Annotated in this window: 16 protein-coding genes; 6 read left to right on the forward strand and 10 right to left on the reverse strand. The window is 67.7% G+C overall.

What is annotated here, in order from left to right:
• The 5 genes from ABF821_RS05490 to ABF821_RS05510 all read right to left on the reverse strand — a co-directional run.
• On the reverse strand, positions 1–862 hold an 862-nt coding region (locus ABF821_RS05490), incomplete at its 3' end, for an ABC transporter transmembrane domain-containing protein (RefSeq protein WP_415529317.1).
• Positions 855–2,609, reverse strand: a complete 1,755-nt coding sequence (gene cydD / locus ABF821_RS05495) for a thiol reductant ABC exporter subunit CydD (protein ID WP_182972958.1) — start codon at positions 2,607–2,609, stop codon at positions 855–857. The genes cydD and ABF821_RS05490, both read right to left, overlap by 8 nt.
• 88 nt (positions 2,610–2,697) lie before the next feature.
• Positions 2,698–4,410, reverse strand: a complete 1,713-nt coding sequence (locus ABF821_RS05500) for a sensor histidine kinase (RefSeq protein WP_415529318.1) — start codon at positions 4,408–4,410, stop codon at positions 2,698–2,700.
• A gap of 90 nt (positions 4,411–4,500) precedes the next feature.
• The gene (locus ABF821_RS05505; protein WP_246401333.1) at positions 4,501–4,686 is read right to left on the reverse strand and encodes a hypothetical protein; all 186 of its coding nucleotides are present in this window, start codon (positions 4,684–4,686) and stop codon (positions 4,501–4,503) included.
• A 160-nt stretch (positions 4,687–4,846) separates the two neighbouring features.
• A complete protein-coding gene (locus ABF821_RS05510) occupies positions 4,847–5,422 on the reverse strand; it encodes a sigma-70 family RNA polymerase sigma factor (protein WP_182972956.1) in 576 nt (191 codons plus the stop codon).
• A 358-nt stretch (positions 5,423–5,780) separates the two neighbouring features.
• Here ABF821_RS05510 and ABF821_RS05515 point away from each other — a divergent pair, with 358 nt between their 5' ends.
• The 3 genes from ABF821_RS05515 to ABF821_RS05525 all read left to right on the forward strand — a co-directional run bounded on the left by ABF821_RS05515 (position 5,781) and on the right by ABF821_RS05525 (position 8,833).
• A complete protein-coding gene (locus ABF821_RS05515) occupies positions 5,781–6,515 on the forward strand; it encodes a response regulator (RefSeq protein WP_415529319.1) in 735 nt (244 codons plus the stop codon).
• Between the two features lie 96 nt (positions 6,516–6,611).
• Entirely contained in the window at positions 6,612–8,420 is a 1,809-nt protein-coding gene (locus ABF821_RS05520; RefSeq protein ID WP_415529320.1) for an ABC-F family ATP-binding cassette domain-containing protein, read from the forward strand.
• A gap of 65 nt (positions 8,421–8,485) precedes the next feature.
• Positions 8,486–8,833: a 4a-hydroxytetrahydrobiopterin dehydratase gene (locus tag ABF821_RS05525; protein WP_415529321.1), complete on the forward strand. Its 348-nt coding sequence runs from the start codon at positions 8,486–8,488 to the stop codon at positions 8,831–8,833.
• Between the two features lie 7 nt (positions 8,834–8,840).
• Here the strand turns inward: ABF821_RS05525 and ABF821_RS05530 are convergent, their stop codons facing one another.
• Positions 8,841–9,836 (reverse strand): Gfo/Idh/MocA family protein, encoded by a 996-nt coding sequence (locus tag ABF821_RS05530; RefSeq protein WP_415529345.1) that lies wholly within the window; start codon positions 9,834–9,836, stop codon positions 8,841–8,843.
• Between the two features lie 216 nt (positions 9,837–10,052).
• Here ABF821_RS05530 and ABF821_RS05535 point away from each other — a divergent pair, with 216 nt between their 5' ends.
• The 3 genes from ABF821_RS05535 (at position 10,053) to secF (ending at position 13,877) form a co-directional block, all read left to right on the forward strand.
• Complete coding sequence (locus tag ABF821_RS05535) at positions 10,053–11,201, forward strand: PA0069 family radical SAM protein (protein WP_415529322.1); 1,149 nt, start codon at positions 10,053–10,055, stop codon at positions 11,199–11,201.
• A gap of 163 nt (positions 11,202–11,364) precedes the next feature.
• Positions 11,365–12,924, forward strand: a complete 1,560-nt coding sequence (secD, locus tag ABF821_RS05540; RefSeq protein ID WP_415529323.1) for a protein translocase subunit SecD — start codon at positions 11,365–11,367, stop codon at positions 12,922–12,924.
• A gap of 11 nt (positions 12,925–12,935) precedes the next feature.
• The gene (gene secF / locus ABF821_RS05545) at positions 12,936–13,877 is read left to right on the forward strand and encodes a protein translocase subunit SecF (protein ID WP_114726915.1); all 942 of its coding nucleotides are present in this window, start codon (positions 12,936–12,938) and stop codon (positions 13,875–13,877) included.
• Here the strand turns inward: secF and ABF821_RS05550 are convergent.
• From ABF821_RS05550 to ABF821_RS05565, 4 genes are read right to left on the reverse strand one after another with little or no spacing between them, the layout of a single operon-like run.
• Positions 13,807–14,277: a hypothetical protein gene (locus tag ABF821_RS05550; RefSeq protein WP_415529324.1), complete on the reverse strand. Its 471-nt coding sequence runs from the start codon at positions 14,275–14,277 to the stop codon at positions 13,807–13,809. The genes secF and ABF821_RS05550 overlap by 71 nt on opposite strands.
• Before the next feature lie 31 nt (positions 14,278–14,308).
• Entirely contained in the window at positions 14,309–14,842 is a 534-nt protein-coding gene (locus ABF821_RS05555; protein ID WP_415529325.1) for a GNAT family N-acetyltransferase, read from the reverse strand.
• Positions 14,843–14,872: 30 nt separating this feature from the next.
• Positions 14,873–15,601, reverse strand: a complete 729-nt coding sequence (locus tag ABF821_RS05560) for an ATP-binding cassette domain-containing protein (RefSeq protein ID WP_182972949.1) — start codon at positions 15,599–15,601, stop codon at positions 14,873–14,875.
• Complete coding sequence (locus ABF821_RS05565) at positions 15,598–16,434, reverse strand: hypothetical protein (protein ID WP_415529326.1); 837 nt, start codon at positions 16,432–16,434, stop codon at positions 15,598–15,600. The genes ABF821_RS05560 and ABF821_RS05565 overlap by 4 nt, the downstream gene beginning before the upstream one ends.
• Positions 16,435–16,597 lie beyond the last annotated feature (163 nt).

Consider the following 16,597-nt stretch of genomic DNA (forward strand, 5'->3'; position numbering starts at 1 on the left):
CCCCCTGCACCGCCGGTATCGGTCCCAGCCCGATGCCGAGAATCGCCGCCAGCACCGCCAGCACCGCCGCCTGCCCGCACAGATAAGACGCCCCGCCCATCATCGCGAGCAGCCGCGCCTGCCGCGCCTGCCCCCGCAGCAATGCGGCATCACGCGCCTGTGCATGCGCCAACATGCGCCCCTCGGCCCCAAAGGCGCGGATTTCACGCAACCCGGTCACCAGATCCAGCACACCGATCCGCAGGTCGGCCAGACGCTGCGTCAGGATCGCGGCCTCGCGCCGTCCCATCAGGGCCGCCAACAGCGGCAGCGCGAACGCACCGATCACGAACAACCCGCCAACGATCACGGCCAGCACCGGATCGACCGGCAGAACCGCCATCACCAGAAAAGGCAGCACCACACACGCCCCGGCCAGCGGCACCATGATCCGCAGATACAACCCGTCCAGCGCCTCGACATCCGACACCAGACGCGACAGCAGGTCGCCCGCCCGGCGAAACCCCAGCCCGGCGGCCGCGCCACCGGCAAGGCGACGGAAAAACCACACGCGGATATCGGCCAGAGCCCGGAACATCGCATCATGGGTCACCAGGCGCTCGATATACCGCAGCACCACGCGCGCCACACCCGCCCCACGCAACAGCACCAGCCCGGCCACCGCGCCGCCGAAAGCCAGCCCGCCCATGCGCGCACCCGCCCCGCGCATCAGTACCAGCGCGGCCACCAAGGCCAGAAGCGACAGCACACCGCCCGCCACAAGGCGCGGCGCGCGATCCTTCCACAACCCCAGAACCCGCAGAACCGGGGTCAGCCCGTCACGATCCTGAATCCGCGAACCGGAAAGGGAGCGATCAGACATGAACATGCCCTTCCTCGATGGGCGCCATCCGCGCCGCGCCCGGTTCCACGCAACGCGGCATCCCCAGATCCAGGCACGGTCCGGCAAACGCCCGCACGCCAGCCGCATGGCTGGACAGGATCACCGTCCGGCCCCGCGCCAGAATGCGCAGGCTGGCAAAGATTTCGCTTTCGGTCTCCGGGTCCAGATGCGCCGTCGGCTCGTCCAGCAGCAGCAGCGGCGCATCCTTCAGATAAGCCCGCGCGATCGCCACGCGCTGCGCCTGCCCACCCGACAGGCCGAACCCGCCCTCACCGATCGGCGTGTCCAGCCCCTGGGGCAGATCCGCGACAAACCGATCGACCGACGCCGCGCGCAGCGCGGCGGCCAACGCATCCTCATCCGCATCGGGGCGCGCGAAGAGAATATTCTCGCGCAGCGTCCCGGCAAACAACACCGGCTTCTGCCCGATCCACGACACCAGCCCGGACTGGGTCGCGGGCGCCATAGCGGTCAGATCCGCCCCCCCCACCAGCACACGGCCGCTACCCGGCACGATAAACCCCAGCAGCATTTCGATGATCGTCGATTTCCCGGCACCGGAAGGCCCGACCAGCGTCAGGATTTCCCCCGCCCGGACGGCAAAACTCAGATCCGTCAGCACCGGCCCGCGCGCGGCATCCCAGGCGAAGGTCACATGCTCGAACGCCACCGACACCCCGCCTTCGGCGCGTTGCGGTACAACGTCGCCCGCCACCACCACCGCACCCGCTCCGTCCGGCAGGTCGTCCATGGCGGACGCCGCACCGGCCGCATGGGCGCGATCCTGATAGGCCAGCGCCAGCGCACGCAGGGGCGCGAAGAATTCCGGCACCAGCAGCAGCACGAACAGGCTGCGCGCCGCCGCATCGGCGAGCGGGGCCGAGGCTCCGCCATGGCGCAGCACCTCAAGCGTGGCGCCATCCCGCACCACGATCAGCACCAGCGCCACCACCATCGCACAGTCGATCGACGCCGAAGACAGAAACGCCACCCGCAGGATCTTCATGGTCCGCCGGCGCAGTTCGTCGGCGGCGGTGGCCAGTCGTCCGGCCTCGTCATCGGTACGGTTCAGCAGGACGATGGTGGCAATGCCGCGCACCCGGTCGAGAAACCGGGCCTGCAACCGCGTCATGGCCAGAAACTGGTTGCGCGACGCCACGGCCGCGCCAATGCCGAAGACGGCCTGCCCCACCGGCACGGCCAGCCCGCACACGATCATGATCACCGCCGCGCCCGGCTGCACCAGCGCGGCCAGGGTCGCGATCAGCCCCGGAACCGCGATCCAGAGCACCGACGCCGGAATCCAGCGCGCGAAGAACCCGTCCAGCGCCTCGATCCTGTCGACCGCCAGAGCCGTCAGTTCCGCGCTGTGCCGCCGCCGCAGCAGGGCCGGCCCGCCGCGCAGGATGGCGCCCAGCACCTCGTCGCGCAGCCGCCGGCGCCCTCCCCGCCCGGCACGGGCGGCAGAGATATCGCCGCCGGCCATGATCAGGGCACGCAGCACCGCCAGGCCGGCCAACGCGGCCAGCAGCAGCCCGGCGCCCGGCCACGCGGCCGTGCCAGACCCGATCAATCCCCGCGCCAGCACCGCCGCCACGCACCATGCCTGGCCGACGGCGACCAGCCCCGCCAGCAAGCCGCAGGCCAGGACCGGCATCGCCTGCCGGCGCCCCAGGCGCGATTGCGCCCGTGTCCAGGCGCGCATCACCATTTTGTCACCGCTCATGAACGCGACCTATAATCGAAGCGCCCCGCCAGGGACACCCATTCCCGATCGTGAATCGCCCCGCCATCCGGCCACCGGCCATGCGAATTCAGCGGGCGAGATCGCCCGATTCGTCCTCTTTCAGAGGGAACAGAAGGATATAGCGCGTCCCCTCCTCCTCGATAATCTCCAGCTTGCCACCCAACTGCCGCGCAAAACCGCGGATCAATTGCATGCCGATCCCGCTTCGCTCCTCCTTGGCCTGCTGGTATCCACCGGCCAGCCCGATCCCGTCATCGGCGATATCCAGCCGCGCCTTCCTTGGCTCCACCCGCTCCAGCGTGACGGAAATGGTGCCGCTTCGCCCGTCGGCAAAGGCATGCTTGATGGCATTGCTGACGATCTCGGTAATGATCAGCGCCAGCGGCACCGCCTGGTCGGGTTCCAGTTCCAGCGTCGCCGCCTGAACCGACAGGGCCAACTGCCCGCCGCTCCCGTGCCCCGCCGCCTGCATGATCTGTCCACACAGCTCGGTGACGAAATGCTCCATGTTCATGCTGAACAATTCGCCCTCGGCATACAGATAGCGATGCAGGGTCGCCAGCGCCCGCACCCGGTCGCGCGCCTGCGCGAACTCCTGGCGCGCTTCGGTCTGCCGGATGCGATTGGCCTGTAGGTTCAGAAGCGAGGCGACGATCTGCAGGTTGTTCTTGACCCGATGATGCATCTCCTTCAGCAGCAGTTCCTGCCTGACCGCCGCCCGCGCCAGCCGCCGCTCGTCGCGGGCCAGGCTGCGGGTCGCCTGCGTGAAGGCCCGCGCCAGTTGCCGGATCTCGATCGGCATCACCCAGCTCGCCTGCGCATCGAATACGCCGCCACCCGCCTGCCACCGCTCGACCGAACCGGTCAGTCGGCGCACGGGCGCGATCAGCAGCGCATTCGCACCCTGGGTCACGATCGTCAGGCAGCATCCCAGCAGCCCCACGATGACAAAGAGCCAGATCACGAACATCACCAGCGCATGGGTTTCAGCCGGATTGCGCCGGGTCATCGTCAATGCCGCCACCCCGCCCTCGATCGGGCCGAACGCGAAGGCGGCATCTCCCACACTCATGGTCTGCCGGACCTCACGCTGAACGGACGTCATGGCCCCGATCCAGCGCTGCACCTCGGCAGGCGGCGGCCCCGGAGAGGCGCAATCATCGCATAAAGGCGAAAGCGTCAGATCACGACCGACGATCCAGGCCTCGATGACCCCGTTCTTCTGCATGAAATCCAGCCGGGGATCACCGATCTGAAGATGATGGCGGCTCCAGACCACCGGCATGACAGCAGTCAGGAAGCCGGACCGCACCGTGCCCGAAGAATCGGAAATCGGCGTGGAAAGCGTCACCCGGATATAGGAATGCCGGCCCGCGTTCTGCGCCGGGATATCGAGCGGCACCACCCGCACGTCACCGCTGAAACGCGGCAGGTCGTCGTATGGCACCTGGGTCGGAAGAGTGGGCACCCTGTTCCCATTGACCCCGACCAGCACCCGCCCATGATCATCCAGCAGGGCCAGGCGATAGAACTCCCCGGTCAGCGACCGGGCCATCTGGAAAATCCGCACAAACCCGCCCTCGTCCAGCGACATGCGGCTGATCGAGGACAACAGGGCGCCGATATGATCGACATCGTGCCGCACTTCCAGATCGATCCGGCTGACCGCCATATCCGCCCGGAAAACCGGCGCCTCCAGCGTGTGGCGATAGCTGTTCCATGCCTGAAGGCTCGCGATCATGGCCATAGGACCCGCCGCGCACAGGATGATCACGATCATCCGTGCGCTGACGGTCCCGAACAGCCGAAAAAGCCACCCACCATATGGCGCGCCACGCCTCGGCCTGTTCCGGCCGCCACTCTTGCCCATCTAGCCCCTGGTCTTGCGGTCTTCCTCGATCAGACGCAGCAGCTCCTCGGGAAGTGGCTCCGATGCAACTCCATCGAACAGATCATGAAGCCCGCGCTTGAGCCATAGCTCGAACGGATCATCTCGCTGGGTGGTCTCGCTGCTTTTCGACGGCCGCCTCGGACGGGAATCCTTTCGGGACGTCATTGATGATCCCTGAGATCCACGAAATACCCCGCCCACCCTACTGAAACCCGCATCCCGAACGTATCAATGTCGGCGGACAGTAAAACAGCCCGTGACCTACCGTCCAGCCGTCCGACTCAGGAAATAACCGCCTGGGAAGCGAAGGGTTGCCGGGTATGGGTCAGGAACGTGCCACTTCGGCCTTGCGCGCTCCCGTCTTCGCCGCCAGCAGGCTGCGCATGCGCGCCACCCGCGCCTTGATCTGCGGCGAATCATGCTCTTCGCCGATCATCCAGCTTTCCAACTGGCGGCGGGCACGGAAGACCCGGCTCTTGGCCGTGCCGACCGCGCATCCGGTCGCCTCGGCCAGATGCTCGTAGCTCATGCCATGCAGCACCACCATGATCAGCGCCTCGCGCTGGTCTTCGGGCAGGCGGTCCAGCGCCATCGCCAGATCCTTCAGCGCCAGCCGGTCCTCATGCGGCGCCGTCGTGGCCAGCACCGAGGCGGGGATATCCTCGATATCCGTGGTTTCCCGCCGCTTGCGCAGGTCGGAAATGAAGCGGTTGCGCAGGATACGGTGCATCCACGCCGAAAAATTGGTGCCGGGGATGAAACTGTCCTGGGCGGCCAGCGCGTTGCAGACGGCATCCTGCACCAGGTCTTCGGCCATCGTTCGATTGCGCGTCAGAGCCAGCGCCTGAACACGCAGGCGCGGGAGGATCGCGATCACCTGGTCATGGAAATTATGGGCCATTGCTCTGTGTCCTCTCTTGCCAAAACTCGCGCCAGTGTAATGTCTGGGTTGTGTTTTAATCATGACGAAGGCGTGAGAAGCGTTTAGAAAACCCTAATCCACCGTTAAAATCCCGTCATGCCCCCTGCGGCGGCTCCATGAGCGGTACCTGCCGCCAGCCCGAGCCCCCATTCGTTCACACCGATTCCTGCCCGGCGCGCGTCGACGAAGCACCCGTCCGCCGTCCCGATGTCACGACGACGACACGATCGTTGAACGAATGGCGCCCCTGACCCCTAGTTCCTCTTGCGGACAAATCTAACGCTGTCATGATCCATAATGTAACATGTTTCTTGTTCCATACGGAGTTGACCGTTCAATGCCCCTCTCGCGGCGGCAGGATCTGATCCGGGCCCTTCCCTATGCCAGGCGATACGCGCGGGCGCTGACCGGCAGTCAACCGCGCGGCGATCTTCTGGTGGCCGAAAGCCTGCGCGGACTGGCTGTCGCGGAAGCCGGACCGATGCCGGCACGGCAGTGTCTCTATCAATGGATCTCGCGCCAGTTCCGGCAGAATCCGGCCTCCGATGCCGAAACCCTGAGCGTGCTGGAACGCAAGCTCCTGCTGCTGACATCGCTGGAAGAACTGACCACCGCCCAAGCGGCCAGGGTCGTGGATATCGAGGAGGCCGAGGCCGTCGAAATCCTTGCCCACGCCCACGCCGGACTACGCAAGGTCGCCCAGACCTCCATCCTGATCATCGAGGACGAACCGATCATCGCGATGGATATCGAGGATCTGGTCCGCTGGTGCGGCCATCAGGTCGCCGGCGTGACGGCCACCGAAGCCGATGCGGTGGAACTCGCGCGCCAGACCAAACCCGGCCTGATCCTCGCGGACATCAATCTCGGCGCGGGCGGCGACGGCGCGAACGCGGTCGCCAGCATCCTCCGTCACCACATGGCCCCGGTCATCTTCGTCACCGCCTACCCGGAACGGCTGCTGACGGGCGAAGCGATCGAACCCGCCTTCGTCATCACCAAGCCCTTCGAACCGATGACACTGGCCATCGCGACCTACCAGGCGGTCACCGGCGGCCCCAGGATCACCTGAAACCCGCCTCGAAAGGTCCCTGGGGGGTAGCCCGATGCGGGCTCCCCTTACGCTGGCTCTTGCGCATGGCCCTCGCCATGGTCCAGAACCCCGGTCATGTCGCCTCCTCTCCTTCTTCTTCAGGATATCACCCTGACGCTCGGCGGCGCTCCGCTGCTCAACGGCGCCGGCTTCGGCGTCTCGGCCGGCGAACGGATCTGCCTCGTCGGGCGCAACGGCAGCGGGAAATCCACCCTGCTGCGCATCGCGGCCGGCGAACTGGCGTCCGACGGCGGCACGCGCTTCCTCCAGCCCGGCACCACCGTGCGCTACCTGCCGCAGGAACCCGACCTGTCGGGATTCGCCACCACGCTGGACTACGTCCGCTCGGGCATCCCGCCAGACGGGCCGGATTACCGCGCGGCCCTGCTGCTGGGCGAACTGGGCCTGACGGGCGCGGAAAATCCGGCAACCCTGTCGGGGGGCGAGGCCCGGCGCTGCGCCCTCGCCTGGGCGCTGGCGCCCGAACCCGACCTGCTGCTGCTGGACGAGCCCACCAACCATCTCGACATGCCGACCATCGAGTGGCTGGAACGCGAATTGCTGTCCCTGTCGTCGGCCATGATCATCATCAGCCATGACCGCCGCCTGCTGGAAACCCTCTCCCGCAGCGTCGTCTGGCTCGATCGCGGCATCACGCGGCGCCTCGACCAGGGCTTCGGCCGCTTCGAATCCTGGCGTGAAGAGGTCCTGGAGCAGGAAGAGCGCGACGCCCACAAGCTGGACCGCCAGATCGCGCGCGAAGAAGACTGGATGCGCTACGGCGTCACCGCCCGGCGCAAGCGCAACGTCCGCCGGGTCGGCGAGCTCGCCGCCCTGCGCCAGGCCCGGCGTGACGCCGTGCGCGCCCCCGGCGGCGTCAGGATGCAGGCCAGCGAAGACGGCCTGTCCGGCAAGCTGGTCGCAGTGGCCGAGGGCATCCACAAGGCTTACGGCCCCCGCACGGTCATCGACGGGCTGGACCTGCGGGTGCTGCGCGGCGACCGGCTGGGCATCGTCGGCGCCAACGGCGCGGGCAAGAGCACCCTGCTGCGGCTGCTGACGGGCCTGGACCAGCCCGATTCCGGCGAAATCCGCGTCGGCACCGCCCTGTCGGTCGTCACCCTCGACCAGCAGCGCCGCACGCTCAACCCCGCCAGCACCCTGGCCGACACCCTCACCGGCGGCGGCGGCGACATGGTCCAGGTCGGCAGCGAGAAGCGCCACGTCATCGGCTACATGAAGGATTTCCTGTTCCGCCCGGAACAGGCGCGCACCCCCGTCAGCGCGCTGTCGGGCGGCGAACGCGGCCGGCTGATGCTGGCCTGCGCCCTCGCCCGCCCCTCCAACCTGCTGGTGCTGGACGAACCGACCAACGACCTGGACCTGGAAACCCTCGACCTGTTGCAGGAGATGCTGGACGCCTATGCCGGCACCGTGCTGCTGGTCAGCCACGATCGCGACTTCCTCGACCGGGTGGCCACCTCGGTGCTGCTGGCGGAAGGCGCCGGACGTTGGGTCGAATATGCCGGCGGCTACAGCGACATGCTGGCCCAGCGCGGCGGCATGGCTCCGGCGGGCCGCGACCGGCGCCCCGAGGCAGGCGCACCGCCCGCGGCACAGAAGCGGTCGGACAAAGGTCCGGCGCGCAAACTCTCCTACAAGGACCAGCACGCGCTGGACCGCCTGCCCGGCCAGATCGCGACCCTGGAGGAAAAGATCGGCCAATTGCGGACGGTCCTGTCGGATGGCGGCCTCTACGCCCGCGACCCGGCGGCCTTCACCGCGACGACGGAAAAACTGGACCGTGCCGAGGCCGAACTGACGGCGGCCGAAGAACGTTGGCTGGAACTGGAAATGCTGCGCGAATCGCTGGGTTCATCCTGACCCGCGCCGCGCGCGGCACGCACCCCGGCCGCGTGGAAGAGACCAGCGGCTGAAGGAACACCGCCATGCCCCTCTCCGCCACCGCAGCCCTCGCCCGCGAAGTCATCGTCCCGTGTCCCCGCGACACGCCGGCCCTGACGCGCGCCGAATCCGAAAGCCTGCTGGCCCAGATCCCCAAATGGACCCTGTCCCCTGACGGCACGACGCTGCTGCGCTCCTGCGTCCTGCCCGATTTCGCCGGTGCCTACGCCCTGGTCGAACGGATCGCGGCCCTGGCCGAAGCCGCCGACCACCATCCGGACATCGCCTTCGGCTGGGGCTATGTGCGCCTGAAGCTGCAAACCCACAGTATCGGCGGCCTGCACCGCAACGATTTCATCATGGCGGCACGGATCGAGACCCTGCCCCACTGAGCGTCCATCAGCCGGGGCTGACCAGCCCGGAGGTCTCCCACAGCGCACGCACCGCCGCGATGCCGTCCGTTACCGCCAGCGCCGCCGCCAGCGCGCGCCGGCCCGCCTGGGCATCCACCAGAACGGGCGCGCCATCCAGGCACGCGGCGGCAAAGGCCACATGCTCGGCCGCCAGCGTGTCATGGTCGTCCCACCGCACGACCTCCCGCCGGAAGCCACCGGTGCCCGGCAACGGCAACCCCGTCTCCCGCCCGATCATCGTCAGTTCGCGCTTCACGAAATCGGCCGAAAGATAACCTTCCTCCGAGAACAGCCGCATCCGCCGCTCGGTCTTCAGCGAAATCCGGCTGGCGGTAATGGCCGCCACACACCCGTTGGCAAAGCGGACGCGGGCGTTGGCGATATCCTCGTGCTGCGAACTCACCGCCGCGCCCAGCGCATCGACATCCACGATCTCGCTGTCCACGATCGCCAGCACCAGATCCAGATCATGGATCATCAGGTCCAAAATGACCGAGACATCGGTGCCGCGCGGCTTGAAGGGGGCGATGCGCGTCGCCTCGATATAGAGCGGGCGCGTAATCCGCCCGGTAATGGCATGATGCTCGGCCGAATAGCGCAGCAGATGCCCCACCTGAAGCACCAGCCCGGTCTCGACGGCCAGCGCCGCCAGCCGGTCGGCCTGCTCCAGCGTCGAGGCGATCGGCTTTTCCACCAGCACATGCCGGCCGGCCCGCAACGCCCGGTCGGCCAGCGCGAAATGATGTTCGGCCGGCGCGGCGATCACCACCGCCTCGCACCGCTCCAGCAGGTCGTCCAGCGCCAGCGCCGGCACCCCGCCCGCCTCGGCCCCGCCCGCCTCAGCCGCAACGGCGGCGGCCCGCGCCTGGTCCGGGTCATGAATGCCCACCAGGCGCTCACGCGGCGACGCGGCGACCTTCAGCGCATGAAACCGTCCGAAATGACCGGCGCCGATGACGCCCACGCGCAATTGCCGCGCCATCTCACCCCGCGTCGCTCCGCCACCGAACAGCCCCGCCATCGTGTCCTCTCCGCATTCAGGATGACGAAGGGTTAGAGCACGCGCGCCCGATCGGCCAGAGGCGGCACCGCCGGCCAACCCGCGCGGGATTGCATGTTCACTTTTTGTTCTTGATCGCCAAAGGCCGGCCTGCCATCATGCCGCCCACCCGCCACAGGCGCCGTCCCGGAGCCCGCCATGTCCAACCCGTCCCCCATCCGCATCGGCTCCGGACAGCCGACCCGCGCCGCCGCGCGCACCCTGTCCGACGAGTCGTCCACCCTGGCCGGCATCCGCCATGGGCGTGGCGCCACCCTGTCGCCGCCCGACCGCTTCGCCCGCCATCACTCGTCCCCGGTCGATGACGGCTGGGGCAGCGTGGCCGCGGACGACGCCGCCCCGCGCACCGAACTCACATTCGAGCAGGCGCGCACCATCATCACCCGCAACGACAGCCCGGATCTGGGCTTCGACCGGTCGATCAACGCCTATCGCGGGTGCGAACATGGCTGCATCTACTGCTTTGCCCGCCCCACCCACGCCTGGATCGGCCTGTCGCCGGGGCTGGATTTCGAAACCCGCCTCACCTGCAAGCCGGATGCCGCCCGCCTGCTGGAGCGGGAACTCCGCCATCATGCCTACCGGGTCCGCCCGATCGCGCTCGGCACCAACACCGATCCCTACCAGCCGGTCGAACGCCAGACGGGCCTGACCCGCGCCATCCTGGAGGTGCTGGACCGGTTTTCCCACCCGGTCACCATCGTCACCAAATCGGCCGGCATCCTGCGCGACCTCGACCTTCTGGCCTCATTGGCCACGCGCAACCTGGTGCGCGTCAGCCTGTCGGTCACCACGCTCGATACCGAACTGGCCCGCAGGATGGAGCCTCGGGCCTCCACCCCGGCCCGGCGGCTCGACGCCCTGTCGGCCCTCGCCGCCGCCGGCATTCCCGCCGGCGTCCTGGCCGCACCGATGATCCCGGCCCTCAATGACCACGAACTGGAAGCGATTCTCGGCGCCGCCGCCAGGGCCGGCGCCTGCGATGCCGGCTACGCGCTGCTGCGCCTGCCGCTGGAGGTCGCACCGCTGTTCGCGGACTGGCTGGCCCAGCACTACCCCGACCGCGCACACCACGTCCTGCACCGCATCCGCGCGATGCGTGGCGGCAGGCTGAACGATTCGACCTTCGGCCAGCGCGGCCGGGGCCAGGGCGCGCATGCCGACCTGCTGGCCCAGCGTTTCGCCCGCGCCCGCCGGGCACTGGGGCTCACACGCGGGCGGCCGCTGGACTGCACGCGCTTCGCGTCCCCCCCACCGCCGCCGGAACCGCAACTCTCCCTGTTCTGACGAATACGCCCACGAAACGGAAGGATTTCGTGCGGCGGAAGCCGTCGGGCGGTTGCATCCGGCGCGCCGGCCCGGCATGTTCCCGCGTCGCCGGCCCTCCGCCGGCATCGACACGCGAACAGGGAGCCGGCCGGGCCGAGCGTAAGGAGCACCCTTTTCAGTCATGATGTATTACAGCCGGCTCAAATTGGCCTCGGTCGTCGCCGTTTGCTTCCTGGGGGTGCTGCTCTGCCTCCCCAATGCCCTGCGCCAGCCCGCGCCGACGGTGCCGTGGCGCCAGATCCACCTGGGGCTCGACCTCCGGGGCGGCTCCTACCTGCTGATGCAGGTGGACATGAACAGCGTCACCGCCGACCGCCTGCGCACGCTGGCCGACGGCACCCGCCAGGCGCTGCTCGGCGCCGGCCTGGGCTACCGCGATGTCGCGACCGACGCGCACGCCGGCACCGTGACCTTCACCCCGCGCAGCCCCTCCGAAACCGAGGCGGACCTCAAGGCCCTGCGCGCCATGCCCATGGCGGTGCCCAATGAATTCGCGGTCGCCCAGCGGCCCGATGGCAGCATCGCCGTCACGCTCTCGCCCGAGGCCATGCGCCTGCGCGCGACCGACGCCGTCACCCAGTCGATCGAGATCGTGCGCCGCCGCATCGACGCGACCGGCGCCGTCGATCCCGAGATCACCCGCCAGGGCGACGACCGCATCGTGGTCGAACTGCCCGGCATCAGCGATCCGGAGCGCGTCAAGCACCTGCTCGGCACAACGGCGAAGATGACTTTCCACATGGTGCAGGACAGCGCGCTCGGCTCCGCCGTGCCCGGTCCCGGCGTCAGCCTGCTGCCGATGATGAACGCGCCGGACCAGAAACTGCCGGTCGCCGATCATGTCGATGTCGATGGCTCGGACCTGACCAACGCCTCCGCCGCCATCGACCAGCAGACCGGCGAATGGGCCGTCAATTTCACCTTCGATTCCATCGGCGCCCGCGCCTTCGCCGCCACCACGCAGGCCAATGTCGGCCGCCGCTTCGCCATCGTGCTCGACAACAAGGTGGTACAGGCCCCGGTCATTCGCAGCGCCATCAGCGGCGGCAACGGCCAGATCAGCGGCGGGTTCAATGCCCAGTCGGCCACCGACCTCGCCCTGCTGCTGCGTGCCGGCGCCCTGCCCGCCCCGCTGTCGGTCATCGAACAGCGCACCATCGGCCCGTCGCTGGGCGCGGACTCGATCCGCGCGGGCATGATCAGCCTGGGCATCGGCTTCGCCCTCGTGATCGTCTTCATGGCGCTGTTCTACGGCCGCTTCGGCTGGTACGCGAATGTCGCCCTGCTGGCCAACCTGGTGCTGATGGTCGCCATCCTGTCGCTGTTCCAGGCCACGCTGACCCTGCCCGGCATGGCCGGCATGCTGCTGACCCTGGGCATGGCGGTGGATGCCAACATCCTGATCAACGAACGCATCCGCGAGGAAATCGCGCGCGGCCGCACGCCCCTGGCGGCGATGCAGGCCGGCTTCGAGCGCGCGACCTCCACCATCCTGGACAGCAACGCGACCGCGCTGCTGGCGCATATCATGCTGTTCGCCTTCGGTACCGGCCCGGTGCAGAACTTCGCCCTGACGATCATGATCGGCATCGTCACGACGCTGTTCACCACGCTGCTGCTGTCGCGGATGCTGATGGTACGCTGGTACGCCCGCACCCGTCCCACTGTCCTGCCGGTCTGAGGCGCATCACCATGTTCTCTCGCCCCCTCCTGCGCTTCGTGCCCAACGGCACAAAAATCAACTTCATGCGCGGCCGCTTCATGGGCCTCGCCACCTCGGCGGTGCTGTCGATCGCGTCCGTGATCCTGTTCCTCCATCCCGGCCTGACCCTCGGGCTGGATTTCCGGGGCGGCATCGTCGTCGAGGTCCGCACCCAGGGCCCGGCCGATTTCGGCCAGGTCCGCGCGGCGCTGGCCACCCAGCATGTCGAGGCCGCCGGCGTGCAGTCCTTCGGCGCCCCCGACGACGTGCTGATCCGCCTCGACGCGCCCCCGGCCAGCAGCGCCGATCACGAGGCCCGCACCCAGGCACTGGTCGATTCGGTCCGCCACGCGGTCGCCACCCTGCCGGGCGCGCAGGTCCTGCGCGCCGATGCCGTCGGCGCCTCGGTCTCGGCCGAACTGTTCCGTGACGGCATGCTGGCGCTGGGCATCAGCCTACTGATGATCCTGGGCTATATCTGGTTCCGTTTCGAGTGGGAGTTCGCGGTCAGCGCCGTCATCACCCTGATCCTCGACCTGACCAAGACCGTCGGCTTCCTGGTCATCACCCATTTCGAGTTCGACCTGGTGATGGTCGCGGCCATCCTCACGATCCTGGGCTACTCCACCAACGACAAGGTGGTGGTCTATGACCGGGTGCGCGAGAACCTGCGCAAATACCGCACCATGCCGCTGGCCGAACTGATCGACCTGTCGATCAACGAGACCCTCAGCCGCACGCTGGGCACCTCCACCACCGTGTTCCTGGCGGCCCTGCCGCTGGCCCTGTTCGGGGCCAGCCTGTCCAGCTTCGCGTGGGTGATGCTGTTCGGGATCGTGGTCGGAACCTCGTCCTCGATCTTTATCGCGGCGCCGATTCTGCTGTTGCTGGGTGAAAAGCGCCTGCGGCGGGACTCCCGCCCCCCCCGCTGACCGACGGCGGCGTCAGACAGCCGGCTGTCGCGCCGCTGTTTGCCTGCTGCACGCAGTCCAGTACCATCTCGATGGCCAGTTGCACCCGCTTCTGGCCATCCACCGTCGGGTGCATCATGTTCCGCGCCGCCAACTGGCGGGCATAGAGGGTCGCCGCCACCAGATCGCGCGCCTGATCATGCATCAGCCGTCCATCCGACAGCCGCCCCTTCACCATCCCCTGGGCGATGAAATACGTATCCAGGCTCAGATACGCCTGCAACGGCAGCGGCAGCCTGCTCACCGGCTGAATGCTCTCGGCGGGCGCCCCGCCCCGGCATCCCGCCAGCCCGACAAAGGCCGTCACCAGCAGCGATGCCGCCAGCCTCCGTCGCCCGATCCTGTTCCAGCTTTTCGTCATCGCCAGAGCCTAGAGCAGAATCGACCCCCGTTCAAAACACCTCATGATCGAAACGGGTCATGACGAACAACGCCTCCACCTCCACCCCTGCCCCCTCACTCGGCCCTGACCGGCGCATCCCTATCTTGCGGGCCACATTCATCGAGCCTTCGTTCCCCGGTGCGATGCCGGCGACGATCCGCCCCAATCCCAGCGTACCGAACGCATGCGCCACAACCGGCAGGGCGGCTTCCGTCGCGTATCCCCGCCCCCACGCCCGGCGGACGAACCGCCAGCCGATCTCGATATCGGGGCCGTTTCCATCACAGGGGATCAGCAACACCCATCCGAGAAAGCAATGCGGCGCATGCCGGTCGAACACCGACCAATATCCGAGCCCCCGGCCGAAATCGGCCGTCATCCTCTCCCGCACGAACGCCTCGTGGCGTGCGGAATCGTCCCAGGGACCGGCCACGAAGCGCGTAACCTCCGGATCACGATCCATCGCCAGACAGGCGTCCAGATCCGCCATCACGCGGGGCCTGACGACAAGTCTGCCGGTATGAAAGGTCGGAAGATCGCTCACGACGCCCTCGCCGCATGGACGACGCCGCTCCTATTCGGCGGCGCCCGCCCGCAGAATATCGATCATCTCCTTCTCGAAAAGAGACGGCGCGACCGCGGCATCCCGCAACATGCCGTGACTGAGATCGATCCTCTTCTTTCCATTCGCAAGGATAAGCCCGTCATCGCATGCCACGACGAGTGCATGCAGGTCATGCAGGGCCGTGATCAGTGTCAGACCGTCGTCGACCATCTGACGCAACGCCAGGCGCAGGTCGAAAATCGCAACCGGATCAAGCCAGTTGAACGGCTCGTCCAGAATGACCAGCTTTTGCCCACCCGCGAAGGCGGCGGCGATGGCCAGCCGCTGTTTCATCCCGGCAGAGCAATTGCCGATCCATTGATCCAGCAACGGGTCCACGCCCAGCGCCTGGCGCAGAGGGCCGAGATTCCGACGCACGCGGTCGAGATGTCCTCCAACGAATGCAAGCATTTCGGAGGCACGCAAACTATCGGGCAGACGATCGGCCGGCGGCGCGAAGCCGAACTGTTCGGCCCGCCCGGCCCGATCCGCGATCATGTCCTCTCCGCCGATCAGGCAGGCCCCGCCCGAAAACGGCAACCGGCCGGCCAGGGCCTTGAGCAGACTGGTCTTGCCCGATCCATTCGCCCCGACCAGGCCAAACCACGAACCGCGCTGGATATCCAGATCGACCGCGTGAACGACCGTCCTGCCCTGATGCGCGACCCGAACGCCTCGAAGAGACACGACCGGCGTCATGCGACGATCCATGCCCGCGCCGCCGCCCGGCGGACAAGCTGCCAGATGAGCATGATCAGGAAGAGGGGCAGCACGATCGGCAACATGTTTGCGATCACGACAATCATGGCGAGTGTCAGCATGATGACCAGCGAGGCCGCCTGTTTAGCGTAAAGCAGGGCAACCAGAATATTCAGCGATACGAGAAACAGGCTCCCACCCGAGACGGCGAGCAATACGCCACCCCCGGCCGGCCCGATGGCAAGAAAGGCAACCAGCGCGGCCGGAACACAGAACGCGACCAGCCCCCGTACGTGATGGCGGATGACATGCCACGGCGCATGCCCGGCACCCGCCATGAACCGCACCACGGCATGATCGATGCCGGTCAATGCCAGACCGATGACAGCCGCCCCGATCCCCGCTAACCACAGGCGCGCGGTCTGATCGGGCAGTCGCGCAACGAGCAGGAGAACCGGCGCCAGCACGACGGCCGCCCCCAAACCGGCCAGCCAGCGACGCGGCCAGATGAGAACACGCCGCCTGACCGCCGCCGCCCTCACCGGCGCTATCGACCGCACGACATGAAGCGTCACCTGCCCACACAAGGCACCCGCGACATATCCAGGCACGATGACCGGCAGCAGGGCGGCGCGCAGGACCAGCATCATGAAGGCCGCAACGCCGAACCCGACCAGATGCCACGCCATTTTGTATTGTCGGCGCTCTTGGCGCCGCAATGCCGCGACAGGCAACAGGCCATCGGTTTCGTGAAAGGCAAGCCGGCCGTCCAGAAACCGCTCGATCCCGAAACCCAGCAGACACGCCACGCCCCCGCCCACCCCTGCCGTCATCGGCCAAGGCTGGCTCCCTCCCCAGAAATGGAGGAATGACAGAAACCCCGCGAGTATGAAAAGGGCCAGCACCCGGTCACGCCGCAAGGCAAAGCAAGCCTTGATGGCATTTTTCATGCTTCTGCGCTCAAGCGCGAACAACCTCGCCGCAAAACCAGAAGAA

The sequence above is a fragment of the Gluconacetobacter sp. genome, from assembly GCF_047721585.1.
Classification (GTDB): Bacteria; Pseudomonadota; Alphaproteobacteria; order Acetobacterales; family Acetobacteraceae; genus Gluconacetobacter; species Gluconacetobacter dulcium.